Source organism: Roseibium sp. (genome assembly GCF_965216085.1).
GTDB lineage: Bacteria > Pseudomonadota > Alphaproteobacteria > Rhizobiales > Stappiaceae > Roseibium.
On sequence record NZ_OZ244138.1, the window covers coordinates 3,495,377 to 3,514,846 of the forward strand.

Annotated in this window: 19 protein-coding genes; 2 read left to right on the forward strand and 17 right to left on the reverse strand. The window is 53.5% G+C overall.

The features are described from left to right. Positions 1-20 precede the first annotated feature (20 nt). The 15 genes from ACOOFE_RS16395 to ACOOFE_RS16465 form a co-directional block, all read right to left on the reverse strand. The gene (locus ACOOFE_RS16395) at positions 21-1,442 is read right to left on the reverse strand and encodes an ABC transporter substrate-binding protein (RefSeq protein WP_420411042.1); all 1,422 of its coding nucleotides are present in this window, start codon (positions 1,440-1,442) and stop codon (positions 21-23) included. A 22-nt stretch (positions 1,443-1,464) separates the two neighbouring features. Beyond that, positions 1,465-2,601, reverse strand: coding sequence for an ABC transporter ATP-binding protein (locus ACOOFE_RS16400; RefSeq protein WP_420411043.1), 1,137 nt, complete (start codon positions 2,599-2,601; stop codon positions 1,465-1,467). A gap of 395 nt (positions 2,602-2,996) precedes the next feature. Beyond that, positions 2,997-4,025 carry a class II aldolase/adducin family protein gene (locus ACOOFE_RS16405; RefSeq protein WP_420411044.1) on the reverse strand — a complete coding sequence of 343 codons (1,029 nt, stop codon included), beginning with the start codon at positions 4,023-4,025 and terminating at the stop codon, positions 2,997-2,999. Positions 4,026-4,034: 9 nt separating this feature from the next. Continuing rightward, entirely contained in the window at positions 4,035-4,895 is an 861-nt protein-coding gene (locus tag ACOOFE_RS16410; RefSeq protein ID WP_420411045.1) for a TIGR01459 family HAD-type hydrolase, read from the reverse strand. Beyond that, positions 4,895-6,175 carry an FGGY-family carbohydrate kinase gene (locus tag ACOOFE_RS16415; RefSeq protein ID WP_420411046.1) on the reverse strand — a complete coding sequence of 427 codons (1,281 nt, stop codon included), beginning with the start codon at positions 6,173-6,175 and terminating at the stop codon, positions 4,895-4,897. The genes ACOOFE_RS16410 and ACOOFE_RS16415 overlap by 1 nt, the downstream gene beginning before the upstream one ends. Before the next feature lie 18 nt (positions 6,176-6,193). Beyond that, positions 6,194-8,149: an SDR family oxidoreductase gene (locus ACOOFE_RS16420; RefSeq protein ID WP_420411047.1), complete on the reverse strand. Its 1,956-nt coding sequence runs from the start codon at positions 8,147-8,149 to the stop codon at positions 6,194-6,196. Next, entirely contained in the window at positions 8,146-9,384 is a 1,239-nt protein-coding gene (locus ACOOFE_RS16425; protein WP_420411048.1) for a Tm-1-like ATP-binding domain-containing protein, read from the reverse strand. Before ACOOFE_RS16425 ends, ACOOFE_RS16420 begins: the two co-directional genes overlap by 4 nt. 15 nt (positions 9,385-9,399) lie before the next feature. Next, positions 9,400-10,260 (reverse strand): phosphoenolpyruvate hydrolase family protein, encoded by an 861-nt coding sequence (locus ACOOFE_RS16430; protein WP_420411049.1) that lies wholly within the window; start codon positions 10,258-10,260, stop codon positions 9,400-9,402. A 27-nt stretch (positions 10,261-10,287) separates the two neighbouring features. After that, the gene (locus tag ACOOFE_RS16435) at positions 10,288-11,115 is read right to left on the reverse strand and encodes an alpha/beta fold hydrolase (protein WP_420411050.1); all 828 of its coding nucleotides are present in this window, start codon (positions 11,113-11,115) and stop codon (positions 10,288-10,290) included. 125 nt (positions 11,116-11,240) lie between these two features. Further along, positions 11,241-11,957 (reverse strand): AraC family transcriptional regulator, encoded by a 717-nt coding sequence (locus ACOOFE_RS16440; RefSeq protein ID WP_141187295.1) that lies wholly within the window; start codon positions 11,955-11,957, stop codon positions 11,241-11,243. Positions 11,958-12,308: 351 nt separating this feature from the next. Further along, on the reverse strand, positions 12,309-13,199 hold the full coding sequence (locus ACOOFE_RS16445) for a c-type cytochrome (RefSeq protein ID WP_420411051.1): 891 nt from the start codon (positions 13,197-13,199) through the stop codon (positions 12,309-12,311). Between the two features lie 4 nt (positions 13,200-13,203). Continuing rightward, positions 13,204-13,749, reverse strand: coding sequence for a c-type cytochrome (locus ACOOFE_RS16450; RefSeq protein ID WP_420411052.1), 546 nt, complete (start codon positions 13,747-13,749; stop codon positions 13,204-13,206). A gap of 59 nt (positions 13,750-13,808) precedes the next feature. Further along, entirely contained in the window at positions 13,809-14,114 is a 306-nt protein-coding gene (locus ACOOFE_RS16455; protein ID WP_420411053.1) for a hypothetical protein, read from the reverse strand. Between the two features lie 46 nt (positions 14,115-14,160). Further along, positions 14,161-14,580 carry a c-type cytochrome gene (locus ACOOFE_RS16460; RefSeq protein WP_420411054.1) on the reverse strand — a complete coding sequence of 140 codons (420 nt, stop codon included), beginning with the start codon at positions 14,578-14,580 and terminating at the stop codon, positions 14,161-14,163. Positions 14,581-15,079: 499 nt separating this feature from the next. Further along, on the reverse strand, positions 15,080-15,640 hold the full coding sequence (locus ACOOFE_RS16465; RefSeq protein WP_420411055.1) for a hypothetical protein: 561 nt from the start codon (positions 15,638-15,640) through the stop codon (positions 15,080-15,082). Positions 15,641-15,707: 67 nt separating this feature from the next. On the opposite strand from ACOOFE_RS16465, the gene ACOOFE_RS16470 reads away from it, so the two are divergent. Together ACOOFE_RS16470 and ACOOFE_RS16475 are read left to right on the forward strand one after the other, a co-directional pair. Continuing rightward, positions 15,708-16,247: a Crp/Fnr family transcriptional regulator gene (locus ACOOFE_RS16470; protein WP_420411056.1), complete on the forward strand. Its 540-nt coding sequence runs from the start codon at positions 15,708-15,710 to the stop codon at positions 16,245-16,247. A 203-nt stretch (positions 16,248-16,450) separates the two neighbouring features. After that, positions 16,451-16,834 (forward strand): hypothetical protein, encoded by a 384-nt coding sequence (locus ACOOFE_RS16475; protein ID WP_420411057.1) that lies wholly within the window; start codon positions 16,451-16,453, stop codon positions 16,832-16,834. 103 nt (positions 16,835-16,937) lie between these two features. Here the strand turns inward: ACOOFE_RS16475 and ACOOFE_RS16480 are convergent, their stop codons facing one another. Together ACOOFE_RS16480 and ACOOFE_RS16485 are read right to left on the reverse strand one after the other, a co-directional pair. Beyond that, positions 16,938-18,038 carry a hypothetical protein gene (locus ACOOFE_RS16480; protein ID WP_420411058.1) on the reverse strand — a complete coding sequence of 367 codons (1,101 nt, stop codon included), beginning with the start codon at positions 18,036-18,038 and terminating at the stop codon, positions 16,938-16,940. 303 nt (positions 18,039-18,341) lie between these two features. Further along, positions 18,342-19,316, reverse strand: coding sequence for a hypothetical protein (locus tag ACOOFE_RS16485; RefSeq protein ID WP_420411059.1), 975 nt, complete (start codon positions 19,314-19,316; stop codon positions 18,342-18,344). Positions 19,317-19,470: the final 154 nt, after the last annotated feature.

A 19,470-nucleotide genomic window follows, 5' to 3' on the forward strand; every position in this document is an offset into this window, starting at 1 on the left:
AGAAGTGTTTGCAGCTGAAGTCAGTCGATACGGCCGGCTTCAGTCAAAAGATCCTGCTGGAACGCGGCAATCGAATCGAGTGCTTCCTTGGCCGTTTTCTGACCGGTGATTGCCTTATCGAATTCCTCCTGTTGCTGTGTCAGCAGCTCGAAGAATTCAGGCACATGCCAGAAATCTTTCTGCCAAGGAAGAAGCTCGACGTGAGCGCGGTTCCAGGGTTTGAAGTCGTTGTAACCGGGCGCATTCATCACGCTTTTAATGGCTGCGGTCCCCCCGTTAAAGGCAAACGCCTCCTGGGTGTCCTTGGACAGCCACCATTTCACGACATTCAATGCCTCATCGACAACTTCATCGGAGTTCCATGTTGTCAGCACAAAGGGCTGACCGCCGATATTGTCCCAACGGACCATCTCACCGTTGGCATCAATTGTACCGGGAGGCATCGCATAGGCGGTCTTGTCAGCAACCTTGGACACCTCGGGATTGACCGCGGCAGACGAAAGCGCGTTCCAGTTGATGATGGCCGCGATCTTGCCCTGCAGATACAGATCGTTGATCTGGAAGATATCCATCTGACCTGTTTTCCAGACCGGTGGTGAATATTGCAGCAGGTCGAGATATTTCTGGAAGGCGGCGACCGCCTCATCGGAGTTGACCACACCGACGGCCTGGGCATTCGGCTGATCGGATTCGTCCCAAATCGAGGCGCCGCCCTGCCAGATGAAAGCGTTGATCTGTCCAGATGAGAAGTCGTATCCTTTGCCGGCTTGGTAAGCGATACCGTAAAAATCTTCAGTCAGCGTTTCACCTGCAAGCGTATCACCCGACTTACGCATGAAGAATTCACCAATATTGCCCCAGGTGTCCCAGTCTACTTCGACCCAGTCTTCGTAGGTGCAAGGCAATTTCTTATCGAATTTTTCCTTGAATGCCGAAGCTTCTCCCTCATGACAAAACAGGTCGGTGCGGAAGGAAACAACCTTGGTATCCGGCATTTGCGGGAAGCCATAGATGTTGTCGGATTTGTAGGGATAGGTTGCATAAGCTTCGGTCAGCGCCGGATGGACATCCTGCAGGATGGCGGCAAGTTCCTGGTCTGCGGCAATACGGTCGTTCAGTTTCAAAAACTGGCCGCCTTCGATGAATGTGCCGATCCACTGACTGTCGGAAACGACCAGTTGATACTTCTCTTCCCCGGAGGCCATGGACGCAGCAACGCGCTCGTAGAAGCTCGGCCAGGGAATGAAATCGATGGCCAACGTGACATTGTTGCCTGACGGAGATTTGTAAGTCTTGTTCGCATATTCTTGCATGAACCGGGTTGGGCCCCAATCCGGTGCAGCCATTTGTATGGTTATGTCCTTGGCCCAGGCCGGAGTCGCGGTTGCAACGAGGCAGCCCGCTAGAGCGATTGCACTTCCTGTGGTCAACAATTGTTTCATTGTCGTCTCCATACGTTCCTCTCTAGGGTTTAGGCTTATGTTTTTCCTGGACCGGCTGCCTGATGACCGTTCCGGTTTCCTTCGCAAATACATGCGTGGTGTCGAGATCGAAGCCGCAGGTCAGTGAAGCGCCCGGCGGGTAGCCGATGGCCTGCTCTTCCGGCAGGACCATTTTCAGCCGGTTGCCATTGGCAATCAGGTCGAGAATGACCAGGTCGCCGATCGGCTCCGTCAGGTGAACCTTGCAGTCAAATGTCGAACCTCCATCCGCCAGCGACTTGGTCACCGGTTTGATCTCATGGGGCCTAATTCCAAAAATCAGCTCCTCGCCGACAGAAAATTCCGTCAGGGGATTTCGCCAGGGTGCTTCACGGAATTCGCCAAATCCGGTCACAACGGACGGTTGGTTATCTTCGCCGCCCCGTTTGGCTTCGATCAGGTTCATTTGCGGTGAACCGACCATGCCGGCAACATAAGAGCTGTCCGGACGATCATAGAGCTCATCGGGTGTTCCGGTCTGAGCGATACGTCCGTCCCGCAAGACCCCGATGCGCTCTCCCATGGTCAAGGCTTCGAGTTCATCTGGGGTGGCGTAAACGATGGTGATTTGGCGCTCACGATGAATTCGCTTGAATTCTGCCCGTGTGTCGTGGCGAAGCTTGGCGTCCAGGTTGGTGAGTGGTTCATCAAGCAGAAGCAGATGCGGCTGGCGAATGAGTGCTCGACCGATGGCGATGCGTTGCTGTTCACCACCGCTGGCCGTTCCTGGTTTGCGGTCGAGCGTATGCGCCAATCTCAGGAGTTCTGCAATCTCGTCAATTCGCCGGTTCACTTCAGACGCGGCCAGTTTTTGCTGACGCAGAGGGTAAGCGAGGTTATCTCGCACTGTTAGGTGCGGATACAGCGCAAAGGTTTGGAAAACCATGGTGACATCGCGGTCACGCATTGCCGCGTTGGTCACATCCCGTCCGTCGATCTCAATCGTGCCGGAGGTCGGAGGTTCTATGCCGCAGATGGTACGAAAGGTTGTCGTCTTACCGCTTGCGCTTGGACCCAGAAGTGCAAAGAATTCGCCGTTTTGAACATCCAAGTTCAAACCGCCAACCGCCCTCACATCGTCAAAGTACTTTACGAGATCCGTTACCCTCAATGACGACATGGGAGATCCAATCGTGGCAATTCATTGAGCGTTATCTGATGAGAGGCGTTCTTTGACATTGGACCCAACGTACGCGTTTGCTCGCGGGTACACCGGTTGCGCTGGCCGCTGGAGGCATGAAGATTTTGGCGAAATTCGTGAAATTTCTTGCGCTGGCTCCACGCGCCAAACGCGTCAAGATCGTTTGCCGGGATTGCCGTTTTCCAGCCATGAGCCTGATGGGACATGTCACTGCATTTTTCTGACATCTTCGGGCTGCACCCCGCTGTTACAACTGCATGACGTTGCGATAACGGTATCAACTCTTGTCGGAAATGCTTTTGCGCGGCGCAGGTATTTTTATGACTATTCGCTTTTTTGTCGGGTTAGGCAGTCCAGATGGCGAATTGCATTTCTCACAATCCGGTCAGTGCTTGCCGGTATTTCTCGGCATCCCAGTCAACCAATTCCCGTTCCTCTTCCGCTGTGAGGTAGTTCAAGGAGGCTGACAGCGGCAGTCGGATCACGGTGTTCGCCAAGGCTCTCAGCATCTCCTGGCCACCTGCCGACAAGGATTTGTCGTGAAACACACCAGCCGAGCGCAGCGCCACCGCTTTCGGCCACAGTGGGTCTTCCGACGATGTTTCAAAGAAAGCGGTCAACTCGTCCTTTGTGTCGACGGCGGCGACTGATTTTCCCAGAAAAACGACATGGTCAGGATAGAGAGACCCCATGCGCGCATATTCGAAACCGTGCGGATCGAGGGCAAGTTGGTGTGTGAGATTGCACTCAGCAGCCACAAAGCCAGTGCCTGAGCAAAGTTGGTTTAGCGTTGGGAAGCAGGCATTTTTCACCGGTCGAGCGGTTGTCATAAGTCTTGCTTCCAGCTCCAGCATGAGTGCCAGAGTTTCCTGGACCGTCTCGCCTCCAACGACAAGTCCATGATTTTGAATGACTAAAATATTGCAGGTTCTTTTCGACAATACACCGGCGACAAGACGCGTAAGGGGGAGACCTGGTTTGGAGTAAGGTACAAAGGCCCAATCGAACCCCTTGAGCTTCTCTACCAAAATGTTTTCGGCTTTTTTTTGTACTGCATGGACGATGGTATTGATCGAATGCGTATGAAAAACGACTGCGTGCGGCATCAGCGAGTGCAATGTTGTTTCAATTGAGGGGCGCAGGCCTAAGACATCATCACTGTAAGATGCCCCAGACAACGGATCCTCAATTCCGGCCCTGATCTGTTCGTTGATCCTGGTTCGGTTCACCGGGACAAACACTTCTCCGGCTTCGGCCTGCGCCAACCATTTGCCGGATGCTTTAACCCACATCCTGTCGGTTCCGGTCTTGAGTGAGGTGTTGCCGCCGGCGCCTTGTATGAACAATGGGTTCTCGCCGATCCTGCGGGATAAAGAGATGAATTCCGGATCAATTTTCTGCACATCAACCTCTCAGAGTGTTGCGGCAACCCAGGTAGGTGCGAACTCGCCTTCGCTCAGCAGTTTTGCGAGGCTGACATTGAAGTCGCCCAGCTCGAATTCGGCGTGATGGATGCCAGTTAGAACCAGCAGACTGTCGAAACCGGCGCGCTCAGCACCGACAATGTCATGATGAAAGGAATCGCCAATAAACAAAGGATTCTTGCAGCCCAAAGCTGCCAATCGGCGGTCAACCCATTGGTAGATCAGGGGATGTGGTTTGCCCACCAATTGGACGTTGCCACCTTGATCACGATAGGCGTGGGCAATCGTTCCTGGGCTTACTGTCAGCCCGTGTGCACCTGGGGCGACGTTGTCCGGATTGCTGCACAGAAGCGGTGTTCCCTTAGCAACCAGGTTCGGCAGAAGGTCGTTTTCCCATGTGGTGCTCAGGCCGGGAGACATGCCGGACAGATATACGAAATCGCACGCCTCCAGCGTATCGACGAGAACAAGGCCGCGCACTTTCGACACGTTCAGACGATCTGCACTGGCACTGGTGATGTTGAAACAGCGCGGCCCGTGGTTTTCTACGTAAGCGGGCAGAACTGCCTGGATAGCGGCGTCTCCTGATGTGACCACACCGTCGAAAAGACGTCCTGCCAGGCCCAGTTTTTCCAGGCGGTCATAATTTTCCGACGCACTTCGCCCGCTATTGGTCAATACTAGAGAGATCTTGCCGGACGATTTCAACTCGTTGAGGACACGCAACACGCTGGGATAAAGTTCAGTGCCGTTATGCAATACACCGAACTGATCAAACACGAAGGAATCGTACTGATCAGCGACCGCTGACAATCCTGAAACAAAAAGATTACTGAAATCGGCAACCATCAGCGCGCGCGCCCGCCAAGCGATGCCAGCAATGCTGCGCCGTAGGCCGCTTCGGAATGATGAGCTGTCAGAACCGGCACTCCCAGAACACGTTCGCGAATGCGGTTCCAGACATGGTTCTTGCTGCCCCCTCCAACGGTCCTGACTTGAGCCGGATAGGGAACGCCCTTTTTGCTTAACAGGTCATAACCCTGCTTTTCAATCCGGGCGATCGATTCCAGCAAACCCGCCAGGAAAGCGACATCGCAGCTCGGCCGCGGATCCGTGCTATTCTCTCGTGCCGGATCGGAGAGAGGAAATCTTTCTCCCTTCGTTGTCAGCGGGTAATAGTCGAGTTTAGAAGATACCGTCGGGTCGATCTGTTTGGAGAGCCTCTTCAGCTGATCTGGCGTAAAGTGTTTCAAGAGCACACCTCCTCCACTGTTGCTTGCTCCTCCTGCCACCCAGTGGTTGAACAGTTTGTGGCTGTAAACACCATTTGAACCGGCATCTACCCGACACGGAGAAACCGCCTTGAGAACCATTGTGGTTCCAAGGGACGTAACGGCTGTCCCGGGTTTCAGATCGGCGAAGCCACTTGCTGCAAGAAAGCCGGCCATTCCGTCTGTGGTGCCGGTGTAGACTCTGCAGGCTGCTGACAAGCCAGTTCTGGACGCCATGCTGGCACTAAGTGTTCCGGCCAGACTCGCTGGAATGCGCACTTCGGGAAGAGCTTGCGCAGAAAATGGCAAGCAAGCAGGGTCGAAAACCCACTCCTTTGCTGCCGGGTCATAACCGAGTTTGAGAGCGTTGTTTTCATCGCTGAAATCGAAACGGCCGCAAAACTGTCCTGCAATCCAGTCAGCCTGATGGGTAACGCGAAACGTTGATGGCCGGTCCATGGTCCAGAGATCGACAACACGCCCGAGCGTTGGTGGCAGGCTGGCTACCCCTGTCCCAAGAGCTTTTGAAAGCAAGTCCGTGGCATCTTCACTTGGCTCTTCGTGATAGAATTTTGCTGGAGACAGAGGATTACCAGCCACATCGCACAGCAGGACCGTGCCGGATTGTCCATCCACGGCCAGGCCAGTAATTGATTTCAGATCAACATCCTTCGACAATCGCTCGAGCACCGAGAGGCACAAGGACACCCAGGACGTTGGTGACTGCTTTTGGGCACTGGTGAGATACCGATCCTCGGCACCCGCAATGCAAACACCTTTTCTATCTGAAACCACCGCACGTATGCCGGAGGTGCCCACATCCAGGCCGAGGTGGAGCTGTTGCTGTCCGCTGGTCAAGATCGGTCTTTCTGATACCTAGATAACACGGTCGTTGCCGCCATCGACGGGCAATTGTGCCCCTGTCGTCTTCGGCAACGTTCCGTCGACAAATGCTGAAACAGCACGGGCAACATCGCGCGAGGTGATCTCAGTCTTCAGGAGATTTCGTGTTTTGTATTCTTCTATGCTCAATCCGTAACGCGCTGCGGACGTCGCAAGGGCCTGTTCGGTCCAGAGGCCCGTATCAAACACTGCATCTGGATGCACTGCATTGACGGTTATGCCGTCTGCTGCAAGTTCCAGGGCAGCCACCCGCATCAACTGGGTCAAGCCAGCCTTGGACACTGAATAGGCGGCTGCACCAGCCCCAGGTGCAGTCACGTTTCGCGAAGCAATGAAAACAACAGCGGGCTCAATGCCGTGTCGAAGGAAGGGAATCGCTTGTTTGAGAACCTTACGATGGGCCGACAGGTTGATGGCCATCGACTGGTCCCAGTTGTCGTCTTCCAGCGTTTCGATGGTGTTGCCCGTTCGAAAGATTCCTGCGCTGGTTACCAGAATGTCGAGCCCGCCATAGGTCTCTGCGGTATGCTGAAAAGCTGCTGTAACGCTGTCCTCGTCAGTCAGATCACAGATCAGACCTTCGAAACCGGGGCGGTTCATGGAGTCAAGAATTGACGGCGATATGTCCAGACCGACGACCACTGCACCTTTGTCGGCAAGCAATTCGGCGCAGGCATAGCCAATGCCGGAAGCAGCTCCGGCAACCATCGCAATCTTGCCAGTCAATTCAGATGGAGGGGGCTGGCGCTTGAGCTTGGCCTGTTCCAGTTCCCAGTATTCCAGGCCGCGCAGATCCTCTTCACCCAATCCCTGCCAGCCTCCCATTTTGTCAGCGTAGTACATTGCCTTCAAAGATGTTTCGGCAACGTCGGAGCTGATAGAAGCCCGTTTCAGATCCCGGCCAAAGCTGCGCGTATAACCGTCTGAGCTGATGGCCCAATGCGGGTAAGGGGGCAACATTTGCAAACTATGATTGCCGGCGCGGTCAAAATAGCCGCGATATTCGTCACGAAAACTGAGTAATCCGGCTTCGGGGTCATCGCCGAGCAGAGCCGGAAAGGGCTTGTTGTGAATGACATGTTCAGGCGTGACCGTGCCGCCTCTCAACAGCGTTCCATATCGCTTGGCCTTGTCTTGACCTACCTTGGCCGACTTAAGGGATATGACAGGAAAACCGGCTAATTCACTGACAAGGCGTCGAATTCGCGCGATCTCAACCGCGTCTTCGTTGCTTTGCCGGGAAAACCGTGGGCTGCCATAATTGTCGAGTAGATACCGTTCAGCCTCGTCGACAACCTTGATCATCGCATTGTAGCTGTCGCGGGCACTGTCGGAGAAGGTAAAGATCCCATGGTGTTCAAGAATGACCGCTTCGTATTGAGAGAGATCTTTTTCAGCGATCTGCTGACGGAATTGCAGTGCAAGATCGAAACCGGGTTTCACGTAGGGTAGGACCAGAACCCGGTCGCCATAGATTTCGGCAAACCTTACTGCACCTTCAGGACTGTTTGAAATCGTCAAAATGGCGTCCGCGTGGGAATGGTCGACAAATTTAAACGGAATGAGTGCATGAACGATCCCCTCGATCGAGGCAGCTGCTGCATTGCTATCTAGCCGCGCCCGTGCCACTTCGTTGACCATGTCGGGGTCACTGAGGCGCTCCAGCCCGGCCAATCGTGTGACGCCGGCAAGGTCCAGGGCGGTGAAACCTTCCGCCCCCATTGTTCCAAGGTCAAACCCGCTTGCTTTTACCCAGATGACGGGCCGCTGGGCACCGAACCTATCGGCTTCGGTCGACTTCACTGACGTGTTGCCACCGCCATGAAGAACGAGAGCAGGATCCTTGCCTATCAGCCTGGACGAATAGGCTCGCAACTCAAGGTCGTTTGAAGCCCGTGCGGCCTCATCTTCGTTCCAGCAGTTCTTCATTTCGATTGTTCCTTGCTGGATTCGATTAGGTTTGAGAGCTCTTCAACAGCACGTTCAACGAACTCTCTGTCCTCGGCTGCAGCCTCGACTTCGATGAGCGGAATATGTTTTGGCAGCAACTCGCGGACCGCTTCGTGGAAAATGGCATCGCTCTCCGCATCAAAGAGCACTCCTCCTGGAACGGAGTAGCTGCTGATCCCCATTTTGGGCAGCATGAAAACCGTGTTCGATTTGGCAGTCCCCAGACGGTCGCGGATCTCCTCCATGATCTGGACAAGCTCAGGGCCCGTCGTGCGCGGAACCAAAATGACGGGATTGTGGTAGCTGTATAGCCGGTCCTTGTAGGCCTCGGGCACCGAATTCGGTTCGTCAAGAACGATGCCGATGTGATCGACGCCACCCGGCACGACAACCTGGGGCAGACCAAGCTCTCCGGCCACTGTCAGACGGTTCTTGTCCGCAGCACGGATCCCTCCGAAAAGGGCGTCGGTTATGTCCCCCAGCGCATAGTCGAAAACCGCGCTGATGAAACCGTCCCGCATCAGTTGTTCCATGGCCCTGCCGCCGGGGCCGACCGCGTGGAAGACGATGGTCTCAAAGCCCCGCTCTGCAAAGAGCTCCATCGCCAGCATGGTTCCCTTGGTCAAAACGCCAAGATTGGTGATACCGATGACGGGTTTGCTGGAATCAAACGCGATTGCCGCATCCGCATCGGCCATACCCACCACAGCCCCGGCCGCGTTGGACAACATACGGCGGAAAAACGGGTTCAGGCCAAGAATGTCGCTGACGGAGAACATCATCGTGATGTCCTTTATCCCGACATAACCAGATGTGTCTCCCGACGCCATGGTCGACAGCATGACTTTCGGAAATCCGTATGGGAGCGCTTGCATGACCTGACAGCAGTTGTTGGTGCCCTGGGTTCCACCCAGGCTGATGATGCCGTCGATTTTTCCATTGCTGATCAGATCGAGAACAATGTGGCTTGCCCCCTTGATCATCACCTCTGCGGCGCGATCGCGTGACGGATCCTGCCTCAAACTGGTAAGCGGTGTCCCCCCCTTCTCAGCAATCTCTGAATTGGAAATATCAGCTTCAATTTCGCTGTCACCAACGACACCCATGTCGAGCAGCAGGACCGACGCGCCCAGGCGCTCAATCTCTCCCTTGAGGTAGCCGCATTCTGCACCCTTGGTGTCCAAAGTTGCCAGTATGGCGATCGTCTTGCCCATGATCGCGCCTCCGTCCTAGCTGTTGAACTTGAGTGAGGTGAACTCCGCAGCAGCGGCACTGACGGCTCGCTCAATCGGAAGCCGTTCCGTGGACGAGCCAGTCCAAAAGCCATGACCGCTGGTGTTGTCGAGCATGAATTGAGCGTCTTCGGGTGTCTCCATCGCCGCACCATGAGCGACGAGGATGACGTTAGGGTCGATGGCCCGGGCCGCTTGGTAGACCTTTTCGGTCTCGTCAGCCGTTTCCTGGATGGTCAGGCCTTTGTCGTAACCGGTCAGGCCGCCCTTGGTGGTGCCCGCGTGGTAGCAAAATACATGTGGCCGGGCCTGTTCCACAATCTGAAGTGCATCTTCCATAGTGAACGCTAGGCCGATACTCACCATGTCCATTTCTTCCCGGGCAAGGCGCAGCATCTCGATTTCGTTGTCGAGCGAAATACCGGCGCTTCGGATCACGCGGCCAATTTCGCTATCCTTGTCTACGTAACTGATTGATGGACCGATATTGGACACGGAGTTGACGCCCATCCGCTTGCAGTCGTCCAGCACCATGCGCATGTCCTTGAGCAGATCATTTGCGTTCAGGCAGGCGCAGACAAATGCCTTTCCCTCAAGGGCAGGCATGATGTCTTCCCTTGTGTAATCCAGTGTCTGCCGGTTGGAATCCAGGATTGGCCACATCATAGACATCGTGCCCATCCCGTTGGCACGCAGCCTTGCTCCGGAGAAGGTGTTGATGCAGTCCGATCCCGCACGTTCCAGAAGTTTGGCAACGAGGCCGCTCCCTGCACTTGAGATCATGATCGGGTCTCGCCGGTCGACCTTGGCTTGTAGGTTGCTGAGGATTTGCGCAGTAGAAATGCGTTTGGTGATCATTGCTGTCTCCTCCAAAGGGTGAGCTGCTTAGGCGTCTGCCGCCTGCAACGCGTGACTGAGAAATCGGGTGATTGTTTCGACAACGGCCGTACGGTGCTCATCAGGAGCGAGATAACGGGGCGGCGCGTGAAAATATACTGCCTCGCCAAGGGCTCCCTGGATTTCGCGGGCAATTCTGGAAGGGTGCAGCGGGTCGGCGTTGTTTCCGATAACAAGCGCAGGCATGGAAAGACGACCGAGTTTTTCGATCCGTTGAAAGGGTTGATCCGCAATCAGTGCTCTCAGGACACCAGCAGCTTCAACGGCCTGGGGACGCGTAAGAACGTTTCTGATCGAGGATGCGCTATTTGGATTTTCCGCTTTTATGGAGTTGAACGTTGGATGCGTTTCCAAGTGCTTTTCGGCGTCTTCCAATCCAAGCAAGTCTAGCCAGCTGCCAATCTCTTCCAGAATGTTCAGGTGCGGCCGCGCCGGGCGGTCCAGCCAGGCAGGGCGGACCAGAAGAAGAGCTCTGATCAATCCGGGATGCGATAGGGCCAGATTTAGGGCTATGCCAGCCCCCATCGAGATCCCTCCGGCGACAACTCTCCGGATACCGAGATGCTGCAAAAGTGCACCCGCAACCTCTGCATACGCATTAAAACCCACTTCAGACACCGAAAAATTGCTATTTGAGAGCCTGGTCTCGCCATGTCCCGGCATATCTAGACTGATGATGCGGTAGCCGTTCAAGCCTTCAAGAGAGGCTTTGACCTGCGCTTTGTCAGCTGCCAGACCATGAAGGAAAAGAATATCTTTTCCCTCGCCATGCAGGTCATAGGAAACCTGCAGATTTTTGTGAGTGAAGAAAGCCATGGTCGTGCGAAATTCCAGGTCCCGTAGTTGGGTGAATTTTGCAAAAACCTAGCAAATAGTTCAGTCGACTGCTTTTGTGAGGCGAGTGATTTTTTGTAATTATTCGCTTATCGCCTGATTGAAAATTATTTTTGACCCCAGGTTGCGCGATATCTCTTGGGCGATTGTTCAAAGAATTTCTTGAATTGGTTGGCGAAGTAACTTTGGTCTCGGAAACCGCAGGCCAGAGCCACGTTGATGATGGACTCATCCGTGGATATGAGCATCTTGGATGCTGCTTGAAGTCGGGTCCGCAGGATGAACTCTTGTGGCGACAAGCGAAACTGCATGCGAAACCGCTTCCTGAAATGACTGTCCGAGAGGCAGGAGATTTTGGCCAGTTCCTTGATGTCGATTTTCTCAGCGACATTTGCCTGAATGAAGTCGATTACCTTGCTGAATTGCTGGTACTCGTCCGGCAATTGTTCCGATCGTGAGATGACGCGCGTGGTTCCCATCAATCCCTTGATTTCGCCATCGGCACCCGCAAGCGGAACCTTGTTGGTCGAAACCCAGGTCAAGTGTCCGGATTCATCCACGATGAGTTCCGTCCGATTGATAATACGGTGATTGGTGTCAATGACAGTTCGATCGTCCTGTTCGATCAATGCAGCGATTTTAGGAGGAAAGAAGTCCTTCTCTGTGGCCCCGACCACCTCGGCTTGATACCGAAAGTTCAAAAGGCGCAAGCAGGCCTGGTTGCACATGACCCATCGGCACTCCCGGTCCTTGATGTAGAAATAGATATCGGGAAGCAACTCGAACATTTGTTCGATCTGACCGCGATCACGCAGGCCTGACATGAAGTTCTCAGCATATGCTTCCAATTCGGACCTCGGGGCTGAAACATCGCAATGGGAGCCTCAGCATAAGTGAAACAAATTCAAAGCGACAAGAGGGAGCATGGAACTGCCCGCAAAGCCGCAGTTGTAATCCGGGCCGATATCTTAGAGCGCATCGCAACTAATTGGGTCCATTTGAAACATTTGGACCGGAAAGGGCCGGGCACATATGATCTCTGGCGTCGTTGGTGTGTGTTTATGGCAATCACATCACGGCACGCAAACCGCCTAGCCAGAAATCAAGTGTGCCCCCGGTCAAATGAACCCAATCAATTGCGACGCGCTCTAAGAGTTCATCTGCTGATCATGGTGTTAGTCGCCTCTCTCCAACAGATAAGTCGCGATGGCCTTCCTGTCATCTTCGGACAAGAACGCAGTACCATCCCGCACGACCTCCCCCATTGAGCTGCCAAACACGTCGCCGTTGGGCATTATCCCCGTCTGCAAGGCGTAGGACAACGAGCCTACCGTCCAGCCGTTCTCCCTTAAAGATGAGGCAGTGATAGGCGGCGACTTGCCGCCGTCTGGTAACTTGTCTGCCCCGTGCAAATTGAGCTCAGGCTGCCGGGCGCCAAGGAGATTTCGAGGCGTGTGACACGCTCCGCAGTGAGCGGGACCTTCAACAATGTATTTGCCACGGTTCCACTCTTGGCTCCGGTCCGGATCGCGCCGAAAGGGTTCTGGATCGAGAAATACACCGCGCCAAACCTTAAGGCCGGACCGGATATTGAATGGCGGGACCATTTCATGGGCCTTCGAGGCTTCGGCCACCGGCGGAACGGTTTGAAATGCCGCCCATAAATCGGCAACGTCCTGATCTGAAAACTTCGCGTAAAACGGATAAGGAAAAGACGGGTAATAAGGATCACCGTCCGGAGACACACCTTGCCGGACTGCCTTGGCAAAGTCTTCCACGGTCCAGGCCCCAATACCGTTTTCCCGATCGGTCGTCAGGTTCGGGGAATAAAACGTGCCAAAATCGGTTGGCAGTTTCAGCCCGCCTGCGAGCGGCTTTCCGCCACCGCCAAAATTCGTATGACACGCGATACATCCCGACATGCGTGCGAGATAGGCGCCGCGCTGCGGATCGCCTTGCGCAGCTTCGAGCTCAACCAGTTTTCCAATGGGCCAGTAATACAGCCCGGCGAACCCCGCTCCTGCTATCGCAAGAGCGGAGAACGCGCCAACAAGCCAGATCCGCACGGGCCTACTTTTTCTCGATGCGGAACTTTGTGTGACAGGCCGAGCACGTTTGCGCTGTCATGTTAAAGAGCCCCTGCACCGGCATTTGCGCAAGGAGCTCGGGATCCTGCATATGCGACGGATCCCCCATCATGGTGCCTTGGCCCATCATAGTGCCCCCGGCGGCCGGTTTGGAAAGTCCGTTGTCTGCGGCTTCTCCCAGAGCGGTTGCGAACAGTTCCAGTTGCCCGGAAATACTGGAAAACTCTTCCCAATTGGACCAAATCTCGGGCTTGGCTTCTGAAGGCACTTCAATGCTGCCTTCAGGAAACTGCTTCGTCAGCGCTTCGCCGGAGTGGCTTTGAAGGATTTCTGCCCCATTGCGAACGGCCGATGCGTCATACTCGGTTTCACCGCGCATCATTGCGGAGAGTGACTTCATGACTTTACCCATGGCCCCCATGGCGTCCATGCGCTCTTTGACAATTCCAGTGGCGCCACCATGCGCCACAGCAGCAGCAACGCCTGAAACAACAAGCGCTCCCGAAAGAAAAAATACGGACAGTTTCATTGGTTTCTCTTTCCTATACCAGAATATATGGCGGCTTGAGCCACCGTTTTGCGCTGGGATTAGGAAAGGTGTCGTGGGGGCGGAGGTTCAACCGCGCCGGATTTTAACAAAACCAGCCCCGTATCTATGATTTCAACATCGCTGGGGAACGCGGGCGAAATCGGTTCGAATTCGCACGTCAAAGCAAGCAGATTGGCGCCGCAATGTACTGTTTGCGCATCAGCAAATTCGATATCTCCTTGATCGGTGTCGACATGATGATGATCGAGTGTGTCAGCATGCTCATGACCATGATGGTCGGGACCTGTCATCGGATGATTGAACGTGGCACCACCGACCAAAAACATCAGCACTGCAACTGACATTAAAAACTGACTCAGGAATGTTGGCAGAGCGCTCTTCATTGGACCTTTACTGAATTCCGTTGGCTCTTTGAACGAGACGGACATATGCAACAATCAGCTCAACGTCCCGCCGGGTCAATCCTTCGACCGGGGGCATGTTCCCAAACTGCCAGTGATGTGCCCGAACTCCCTGCTTGACGGCGAGGAAAAACGAACCGTCGGCATGATGGCTCGGTTCGTAAATCTTGTGCACGAGTGGCGGAGCAATGTCTTGCTGTCCGGCAGCGTTCGCGCCATGGCAACTGGCACAATTTTCGTTGTAAGCCCGCTCACCGAGTTTTGTCGTTCCGTCTAGGGGCGGAACGACAACCTTAACCATCGCCTGCCCCTGTTCACCCGAAGGTTCACCGGACCGCTTGCCAAACAGGAAATAACCGCCCGCGGCAATTAAAGCTAAGCACAACAAAAACAGAAGTTTCCGTTGCATCAAGTCAGTTCTCCGGCTCGCTCGTCAATCAAATGCTCAAAAATCCAAACATGACCTAAGTCAGTTTCGCTTCGCCGCGTAGCTCCGTCCATCGCCGGATACACTGGACACGTCAGGGATGGACAAAAACAGTTTGTATTTCGAGGACATAGAAGCGCCTGATGCGAAGTTAACTGGCGCTCCACAAATGGGACTTCCAGTTGCTGGAAGGTCAACAGACATACTCAATTTTTTTATACAGCTCTACCTGCTGGCCTTACCCAAGCACGAACCTTCATAACCGGCAGTGTTTTCGACAAGACGTAAATCATGAAGGTCAGTGATCCGGATAGGAGCTGCGGCCACGGTGTTGCAGCGCTCGATATCGCGCCCCTAGTAACCTGAATGCAGCCTCGGAGCCATGCGGGAAACCGGGTTTGAACTCCATCAACGTGCGCCGCGCTAATCCGATTTTACTACGAAAAAGCAAGCGGCTGTGCTCACATTACGTTCGCACAGCCTAATGAGGATTTTCGCCACGTGCGATTGCGAGGTGATGGCTTTGATGATGCATGCCAAGCGTCATGACCCCGATGAAACCTAGGCCCTTGATCTTAGACGCATCTTCAGTGGGTCCAGTCACCGTCAATACGGCGCCTTCCGGGATCCCTTCCGCGCTCAGGGTCCAGCCGAACGTTCCGGACATTTCGAGACTGTGTGCAAGAACCATGTTCTTTATCGATTGGCGAACAGTGTCCTGTTTTGATGTAACCGTGAACCGAGCGCCGTCAACCACGGATTCCATGGCAACGTTTGAATGGAGTGTGACATTGTCCATGTCAGCCAAATGAATACGGAGAGCCTCCAGATCTACCCGCTCCCAATTCGTTTGCGGATCGGAGAGCAACAGCTCTACGATTTCCTGAACAGAGGCAAAGGCCCCCTGCCCTGGCTCTTTCGGCACAAATTCATCTGGGATCTGATGTTGATGCCTTTCTGCGTGACTGTGTGCTGCCGTCTCGGCAAGGCTCGAGCTGATGACAAGTGTCAGGACGATAGGCAGCATCAAAAGATGTTTCATGAGGGGGCTCCCTGTAGCGATCTTCAAGGTTTACCCGGGAAGTGTGCCCGAACATATGATAGCAATCATGTCTGATTGGCTTTCACAGGTATTCGCGGATGCAGTCCAGAAGTCATTTGAAAAAGGCGAACGCCTCTTTCATACGGGCGATGACATCTTGAACGTGTTTTTGGTACAGGGCGGCCAGATCGATCTGGTTCGGGTCACCCCTTCGGGAAATGAGATCGTGCTGATTAGCGCCAGTCAGGGCTCGGTATTGGCCGAGGCCTCTGTCTATTCAGAGGTCTATCACTGCGATGCGATTGCCCGTAGTCAGACCACAGTTGCTCAGCTTGGAACGAACGTATTCAAAGACCGCCTGGCATCCAACCGCGCCTGGGCTGAGAACTGGGCGGCCAGTCTAGCCCATTCCGTTCAAAGGGCACGTTTGAACACGGAAGTTCGCAGCCTGAAAAAGGTATCTGATCGCTTCGATTTCTGGATTTCTGTCAATTCCAGCTCTTATCCGGATAGACAGATTAAGGACATCGCCGCGGAAATCGGCGTGTCACCAGAGGCGCTTTACCGCGAGCTGGCAAAGCGGCGCCATACCACAAAACAATCGTAAATAGGCATGAAACCTAATCCGCCGCTCGTTCAAGAAACATAATTCGACAACTTTTTTCGACGCTCTTGTTTAGGCATCGGACAATCCTTGCCTTGCTGTTCCATACTTTGAGGCTAAGTTGTGCAGGGTTATACACGCTACTTTTTAGTCGCCTTTGGATTATCAGGCGTTTTAGTGTCTTCTGCATTCAGGAGGTTTTACGCATGAATTTGAACACCATTCTTTTTGCAGTTCTGGCCGCAGCAGTACATTTGGTGCCCCTTGCAGCAGTGGCCGAAGACTTTGATTATGTCAGCAGCAATCACAGCTGGTCGATCAGCTGCAACACATCGGGCTATGTTTTGCGGTCCCAATATCCGGTCACCCGGTTTCATGAAGCCGGTGTCAATTCTTCCGTGACCCGGGAAAAGGAAACGCTCTATCTGGGCCGGTCCTGCGATGCCTCCCACACCGTTTTGGGCGATGGCAAATGGTGCTGGGCAAATGGTGGCTTTTCAGCCGAATTCGACAAAATGCGCATGGGCTTTCCGAGGCAGGAACTGATGTGCCCTACCCCGCAGGACGATTTTCTGGGATGTCGGTGCTAACGGCATTGCCCACAGATCCGCTTCGATGAGTGCCATGCCTTGCCCGGCCGAATTGTCGGAAAGCAGCCCAACATATGACGTCTCATAAAACGTACCAGCGACTCTAACGGACAGTTGCCGGAACCTTCAGCTCTGTATGCAACTTCTTCAGCGCGTCCTCGGCCCGTTTGATGGATGTTCCATCGACGTTTTTCGCGCTGTAGCCGTAAAGCGTTGCCGCGTTGTCAAAGAAATTGCCTTTTTTGAAATACGCCTTGTACAACGTGTTGATCCGCGCGTCTGACAAGTCGCCGGTGTCATTGTATTCCACTTGGGTGCGTGCCATTCCCCATCGCTCTGTAAATCGATCATACGCCCATGGTCCCTTTTCCTCTGGTTTTGGATAGGTTGGATCCCGCGGCGATTTGCTGATCGGCATGCTTGTCGAGCCTGTATCGTGATAGCTGTATTTGCCATGCTCGACAGTGTAAACGACAAACTTGTCTTGTTGGGTGATGTGGTTCATCCAGAACGACAATTCGATTTTGTCCTGCAATTTGTTTTGCTGGGCGGTAATGTCTGGAATGGCTCTGAAATAGGGCGCTTTTTTTAGTTCTTCTCGCAAAACCTGCTTTTCTTTGTCGCTTCGTTTGCTGGTGTCGATTGCTGTTGCGGCCAGCAGGATTTTAAGCCGCAAGTTTCGCACATGCATCTGGAGTTTGGTTTTCATATTGTCCGGATCTTTGATGATGCTCTCCGCGGAGGAATCCAGCGCCCCTGCGGTCAGGGCAGCTTTTGCCGCAGCATTGAGATCACCAGAAATTTTGTCGTAAACAGACCCTAATATGAAGTGCAAGGTTGCGTTGCTGCCGGCAAATTCCGCAGCATTGTACATGCGCATACTGTCTTTTTTGGCGATGTAGTCCAGAATTGGACCATGGAGAATGGAAAGCGCACCCTTACCGGTCGCGGTTTTCAAGCAAGCAGTTCCGATGCACGCCGTCAGAATGGAACCACCACAGATGCTGAATGCAAGTAAAGCCAGCGCCACTTTCTGTTCGTTTGCTTTGGCAGCGGCCGCCTTATCAGCGTCAATGGTTGCTTTGAATTTCTTATATGCGTTGTTGTAGGCAATGGAGAAAGGACCGACATATTTGGTGATCCACAAATCCATGGCCGCCATCGCAGCCCGGTCGATTGTCATTCCCTTATACAAATCAGCCATAACGGTCTCCCACATCCGGTTCGATGCGCAAATAAGACTTTCCGGTTCACCTGAATAAACCGGTCAGAGAGCGGCACATGTCATCTACGTCACGCTCTCTTTTATGAAAAATCGCACGAATTAACTGTAACACAGAGCACACATACTCTGTTTTCAAATGACGATTACTGAATAGTATTGAGACCATTCCAGCCACTTAAAGTTGCGCGAGTATGTCTTGTCAGAAATACTGAAACGAAGAATGGCAACTTAGGCGATCAGAAGCAGTCACCAATCCACCAAGTACCGGGATTTCCCCGGCCACTATTTCCGGGCCCGGTCTTTGTGTGCGTATTTGCTCTTGGCGGCCATGGAGGCATTCGAAAGCTGAATGAGCCTGTCCTCAATCTTTTGCCAGAACAGCGCCAGCGTCCTGGAGGTGATATAGGCTCTCATGTCTTTGTTGTAGTTTTGGGTGTTTCCCTGCCGGTCGAACCACTTGAACGATCTCGGGACGTTTTCGGCAAAATCCCTTGTCGAATACTCCTTTTGGATGGCACGGTCTGCAGCAACAGCCATTTCAAAAAGTTGAAACGCAAATTTGCTAGCATGTTCATCAAACATTCGATCAAACACATGCCTTTCTAAGTCAACTTCCTTCAGAATTTCATCCAGAACTGCCTTATCGGTCATAGGCTTTACTGATTTACTTGCTAAAGCCGTTCCCAAGAAAATTGTCTGGAAACTCAGATCTTTAGCGTCCTTTGCTCTGTATACTCCCGGCAGTTTTGGGAATTTATCCTTGATTTTCTCGCATAAATTTGACCACCGGGGGTACTTGAGCTTCCACTTGTCAAGTCGGCCAGCGGTGCCTGTTGATACTTTGTCACCAGGGACTGCTGCCATGGAAACGACAGTGATTAGTACAAATTTGTAGAAAAGATCCCAACCAGAACTGAATTTGCCATCCATTCCCTTTTGCCGAATTTCGTCAATTATTCCAACGGACAACCCGGCACCCCATCGGCTCAGCCCCTGGTAAATATGTGAAGCCTGATAAGCTTCGACTTGGGCGGCGGACGCTCCCGCTCCAGCTCTCCAACTCGCAATACTTGTCAAAATCCGAGGTGCCAGGCACATGCCGACCAAGGACATGGCTGCTGTCCAAAAAGCCGCCTCACCGATTTTCGATGCGACGAAATAGTTTCCATATTGGTCCAGGGATTTTTGGTGGGCCAACATCGACCGGTAGTAGTTGGCGGCGTATTGTCCGGCGTGATTGCGGTACTGCTCAAACATGGGTGGCGGCTCCAATGCTGTCGCCCGCATGATTGGTTCTGCGGGACCTTGACGTTTGGTATATGACCGCCCCAGGTCAAATGATGCGGAGCCACTGTCCGCTATCCAGCCGCCAGTTGCAGTGACAGGAGTCACATTCCGTTAGCGTAATCCT

What these genes read in the sequence shown, in the direction of transcription:
- ACOOFE_RS16395 (WP_420411042.1), bottom strand. Translation starts at nt 1,442, where the DNA reads ATGAAACAATTGTTGACCACAGGAAGTGCAATCGCTCTAGCGGGCTGC.
- ACOOFE_RS16400 (WP_420411043.1), bottom strand. Translation starts at nt 2,601, where the DNA reads ATGTCGTCATTGAGGGTAACGGATCTCGTAAAGTACTTTGACGATGTG.
- ACOOFE_RS16410 (WP_420411045.1), bottom strand. Translation starts at nt 4,895, where the DNA reads ATGGTTGCCGATTTCAGTAATCTTTTTGTTTCAGGATTGTCAGCGGTC.
- ACOOFE_RS16420 (WP_420411047.1), bottom strand. Translation starts at nt 8,149, where the DNA reads ATGAAGAACTGCTGGAACGAAGATGAGGCCGCACGGGCTTCAAACGAC.
- ACOOFE_RS16425 (WP_420411048.1), bottom strand. Translation starts at nt 9,384, where the DNA reads ATGGGCAAGACGATCGCCATACTGGCAACTTTGGACACCAAGGGTGCA.
- ACOOFE_RS16430 (WP_420411049.1), bottom strand. Translation starts at nt 10,260, where the DNA reads ATGATCACCAAACGCATTTCTACTGCGCAAATCCTCAGCAACCTACAA.
- ACOOFE_RS16435 (WP_420411050.1), bottom strand. Translation starts at nt 11,115, where the DNA reads ATGGCTTTCTTCACTCACAAAAATCTGCAGGTTTCCTATGACCTGCAT.
- ACOOFE_RS16440 (WP_141187295.1), bottom strand. Translation starts at nt 11,957, where the DNA reads ATGTCAGGCCTGCGTGATCGCGGTCAGATCGAACAAATGTTCGAGTTG.
- ACOOFE_RS16450 (WP_420411052.1), bottom strand. Translation starts at nt 13,749, where the DNA reads ATGAAACTGTCCGTATTTTTTCTTTCGGGAGCGCTTGTTGTTTCAGGC.
- ACOOFE_RS16455 (WP_420411053.1), bottom strand. Translation starts at nt 14,114, where the DNA reads ATGTCAGTTGCAGTGCTGATGTTTTTGGTCGGTGGTGCCACGTTCAAT.
- ACOOFE_RS16460 (WP_420411054.1), bottom strand. Translation starts at nt 14,580, where the DNA reads ATGCAACGGAAACTTCTGTTTTTGTTGTGCTTAGCTTTAATTGCCGCG.
- ACOOFE_RS16465 (WP_420411055.1), bottom strand. Translation starts at nt 15,640, where the DNA reads ATGAAACATCTTTTGATGCTGCCTATCGTCCTGACACTTGTCATCAGC.
- ACOOFE_RS16470 (WP_420411056.1), top strand. Translation starts at nt 15,708, where the DNA reads ATGTCTGATTGGCTTTCACAGGTATTCGCGGATGCAGTCCAGAAGTCA.
- ACOOFE_RS16475 (WP_420411057.1), top strand. Translation starts at nt 16,451, where the DNA reads ATGAATTTGAACACCATTCTTTTTGCAGTTCTGGCCGCAGCAGTACAT.
- ACOOFE_RS16480 (WP_420411058.1), bottom strand. Translation starts at nt 18,038, where the DNA reads ATGGCTGATTTGTATAAGGGAATGACAATCGACCGGGCTGCGATGGCG.
- ACOOFE_RS16485 (WP_420411059.1), bottom strand. Translation starts at nt 19,316, where the DNA reads ATGTTTGAGCAGTACCGCAATCACGCCGGACAATACGCCGCCAACTAC.